Consider the following 3,738-nt stretch of genomic DNA (forward strand, 5'->3'; position numbering starts at 1 on the left):
CGTTCACAAAACCAATGACCGCCTGATGCATGACGTTGAGGCCTGTGTGAAGTTCAAAGTGCCGGTCGTCATCACCTCGCTTGGGGCCCGTGAAGATGTGAACCAGGCCATCCAGTCTTACGGCGGGATCACCTTGCATGACATCATCAACAACCGCTTTGCAAAAAAGGCGGTTGAAAAAGGCGCAACTGGCCTCATCGCGGTTTCGGCTGGTGCTGGTGGCCATGCTGGAACCTTGTCACCCTTTGCTTTGGTACAAGAAATTCGTGAGTGGTTTGATGGGCCTTTGTGCGTATCGGGTTCCATCGCCAATGGCGGTGCCGTTTTGGCCGCCCAAGCCATGGGCGCAGACTTTGGCTATATCGGCTCTGCCTTTATCGCGACTGCCGAAGCCAATGCCGAAGAGGCCTATAAGCAAATGATCGTCGACAGCAGTGCGGACGACATTATCTATTCCAACCTGTTTACGGGCGTGCATGGCAATTATCTGGCCCCATCGGTGGTGGCAGCTGGCCTTGATCCGGCAAACCTGCCTGAAAGCGATCCCTCAGCCATGAACTTTGGCTCGGGCGGCAATCAGTCGAAAAAGGCATGGCGGGATATTTGGGGCTGCGGCCAAGGCATTGGGGCCATCAAGAAAATCGCCACAGCTGGCGAATTGGTCGACCGTTTGGCGGCTGAATATGAAGCCGCGAAAGCGCGCGTTTTGGCCGCCCCATTGCGCTAATCGAGACTTAAGCGGTCAATCTATCCGACTGACCTGATTGTGGGGCCATGGTGTCGTCTTCTTGCTGAGGATTGACCCATGGCCCTTTTTTCATCCCCTCCCCCCGCAACACAACTCGGCTGGCGTTGGCCGCATTTTTCGGCTTCAGAATTAGCCTGCCCCTGCCGCAAGCATTGCAAAGGGGAATATTTTCATGACCCACGCTTTTTGGACGCATTAGAGGCGATGCGGCGGGAAATGGGGCCTTTGCCTATTCGCTCTGGCCACCGCTGTCGGGTGCATAATGCCGCTGTCGGTGGCGTTCAAAACTCATACCATACCAAGGCGATAGCCGCCGATATTGCCGTGACAGATAAAAATCGGGCGCGCCTATTGCAGGCGGCCGTGAATGCGGGCTTTACAGGCTTAGGCTATGGCCGCAGCTTCTTGCATGTTGATTTAGGCCCCGCGCGGGCTTGGACATATCCCGGGGCTTTGGGCTTTTGGGTGAGAGCCTTGGGCTTTGACCCAATGCGCAATCCAGTGAAGCCACATAAAGGATCGGCTTAACCGCCCTTGCCTTTATTTTTCGCCTCTTTGGCTTCACGTTCAGCCTTGGTAGGTGGCGGCGGAGCACTGGCCTTGATCTGGCGTGCTTGCAAAGCCAAAGCCTCCCCGCGAGCGCCTTCTTCATCCTCACAACTGACGCGATCTTTTAAAATCGGGTCACGTCCAACAACACACAAGCCGCTGGCAGCAACACGCACATTGCCGACGCTATCGGCCGGGTCATTGGTGTCACGATTGAGCAATTGCGATGAAACTTCGGCTTGGGCGCGTGATTTGATCTCTTGGGCGTAAAAGGACAAGGCCGCACTCTCGCCCGATCGACCCATAGAGCCCGTGGCACTGGCAAAGCGCTGGACAGAGTCAGCAAAGGCACGCGGTGAGATTTTGCCAGAGAAGTATAAGCGCCGAGCCAGCACAGCCTCAGCCCCAAAAAAGGTCTCTGCTGAGCGGGGATCACGCTTTTCAAAGGCTAAGAATCCGAGGCGTTTGGCTGCTTCCAGGGCGACGGCGTCGCCTGCTTCTCCCGGTGGTGCCAAGGTCAAAGCCGCGCGGAATGCTTGTTCAGCCTGGCGCAGATCGCCAGCCGCACTTGCCGCAGTACCCGCCTTGATCGAGGCGCGCGCGGCTTCATCTGTGACCGGCGGCGGCGGTGGCGAGGGTTCTGGCGTGGCAATTGGTGCGGGGATTTCAACAGCCGGGGTGGCGGCTTGTTCTACTGGGGCTGGCGCGGGCGCAGGCACAGGCGGAGCAATCTTTTGCACAACCGGCGCAGGCTGCGAACGCTTTGATTTGGTCTGCTTTTGTCCAGCTGTCTGGGCCAAGGCTAGGCTGCCTAGGCTTGCTGCCATGCCGGCAAACAGGAACAAGTTTGTTTTGGAAGCTTTCAAGTGACCCTCGGTTCTAGAGCAAACATTCAGCTGCTCCAATTTGGATAGGACTCGCGCCATGCGCCTGTGATTAACTACAATAACGAACGCACGCGCCGACGCAACGCGTAACACGCAGAAGGGTCAAGGATTTCTTGCATAATCGCCAAGTAAGGCCGCAACATGGCGCTCGAGGCTTTCCCACTTTTTGTACGCACGAACCTCTGGGCCGGCCTCGTACCAAGCCTGTTGAAACGCCTGAGCGAGCGCGGTTTCACCCAGGAGATCTGCCAGTCGATAGAGGCGTATGCGGATGGTAAAAAGGACGGCACCAGTCTCTGGAAGTCGGCGGATTGTTTGTCGTTCAACCCGCACATGAAGCGCCTCGCGCCCTTCCTCAAGCCCAGCAGCGGCTGCCGCTGCACGCAGAGGGCCACCATCTGGCGTATAGCGGGCGTCACGCCATTGGACGGTCCAATTATGTCGCTCGAGTACAAGCTCATCGCGCAATAAGGAGAACACACGAGAGATGCGTCCACCCAAGCCCGGATCGCCGCCCGGCACAGGTCGATGGAGACCAAAAAGGCTCTTGCCAATCGCCTCATGGGCCGAAAAAAAGGTTGGGCTGCACAAACAAAGCGCCGTATTGGTCCAAGCCCCGTCACGCATCTCCATCAAAACCAGATCATCGGAAACCAAACGACTGGCGGCAAATAGGGGCGGCTCGCCGGGATCAAAGCTTTGGCCACAGGCCGATGCGACCAAAGCCGCAGCCTCGATCTGTCCCGGCATCGAGCCTGTTATACTCGCAAAAACTGCATCCGGCTCGGCATCCATCAATTGGTTTTTGGGGCCAATCCAATGGGCTTGGTCGTCTGGCATCAGCCAAGCGTGCGGCTCAATCGGCGCAAGACCCACATCAAAGCGCGGCGGCCCCTGCTCAAAGGGTAACGGACGGAAGGAGGATGGCGCGTAGGACACACTGTGTTGAAACCTGTTTGGATACAGGTTTCAAGCGGGCAGATGCGATAAAGGCCCTGCCCGCCTGCCTTATAGGGCGGATGGATCAAGGGGTTTTTTGCGGCACCAGATCATTTGGACCAATCACCCGATTGGTCGATTTGGTCGGATTGGCCCTGCTGGCGGGCGTGGCCCGTTGCCGATAGTTCCAAGAATCTGCCTCATCACCACAGACCGTGGCAAACACACGCTGCGGCTTCCCATCGGGGCCAATGCGGACATCTTCTTGGGTTTGGCAGGTAGAATCTGGGTTCACATCACCCGTGAAAATGTCTGAAGTAACCTTCAAACTTTCCTCTGGGGCTACCGCACAGCTGGGCGTGGGTTGTCCGGGTGTCACGACACATAGATTGGAGGGGCCGAACAAACTCGCGGTGGGATCAAAGGCTTCGACACTCGCATCCGCACCGGGTTGCTTGGCCGCAGGCCCCGCCCAGTCCAGCGGAACCGCCCCATCCGGGGTCGCGATTGCATTTTTCAGCCCCGGCATCAGGGGACCTGATTGGGCCGGAGTCTCTGAGCCGGTGGGAGAGTCAGGCGAAAACGGCGCGGTGGCCGAAAGCGCGACCATCATGA

At 57.7% G+C, this 3,738-nt stretch carries 5 protein-coding genes; 2 read left to right on the top strand and 3 right to left on the bottom strand.

The window, feature by feature from the left end:
• The coding region (locus tag IOB61_RS10780; protein WP_290816275.1) for a nitronate monooxygenase family protein at window positions 1–727 on the top strand (727 nt) is incomplete at its 5' end.
• Window positions 728–805: 78 nt separating this feature from the next.
• Window positions 806–1,276 (top strand): D-Ala-D-Ala carboxypeptidase family metallohydrolase, encoded by a 471-nt coding sequence (locus IOB61_RS10785; protein ID WP_290816278.1) that lies wholly within the window; start codon window positions 806–808, stop codon window positions 1,274–1,276.
• On the opposite strand, the gene IOB61_RS10790 is transcribed toward IOB61_RS10785, so the two are convergent.
• The 3 genes from IOB61_RS10790 to IOB61_RS10800 form a co-directional block, all read right to left on the bottom strand.
• Window positions 1,273–2,163 (bottom strand): hypothetical protein, encoded by an 891-nt coding sequence (locus IOB61_RS10790; protein WP_290816281.1) that lies wholly within the window; start codon window positions 2,161–2,163, stop codon window positions 1,273–1,275. The two genes, IOB61_RS10785 and IOB61_RS10790, sit on opposite strands and share 4 nt — an antisense overlap.
• Before the next feature lie 123 nt (window positions 2,164–2,286).
• Entirely contained in the window at window positions 2,287–3,123 is an 837-nt protein-coding gene (locus IOB61_RS10795; protein WP_290816284.1) for a heme-dependent oxidative N-demethylase subunit alpha family protein, read from the bottom strand.
• 85 nt (window positions 3,124–3,208) lie between these two features.
• A partial coding sequence (locus IOB61_RS10800) for a hypothetical protein (RefSeq protein ID WP_290816287.1) occupies window positions 3,209–3,738 on the bottom strand: 530 nt, incomplete at its 5' end.

The sequence above is a fragment of the Aquidulcibacter sp. genome, assembly GCF_020253525.1.
In the GTDB taxonomy this organism is placed as follows: domain Bacteria; phylum Pseudomonadota; class Alphaproteobacteria; order Caulobacterales; family Aquidulcibacteraceae; genus Aquidulcibacter.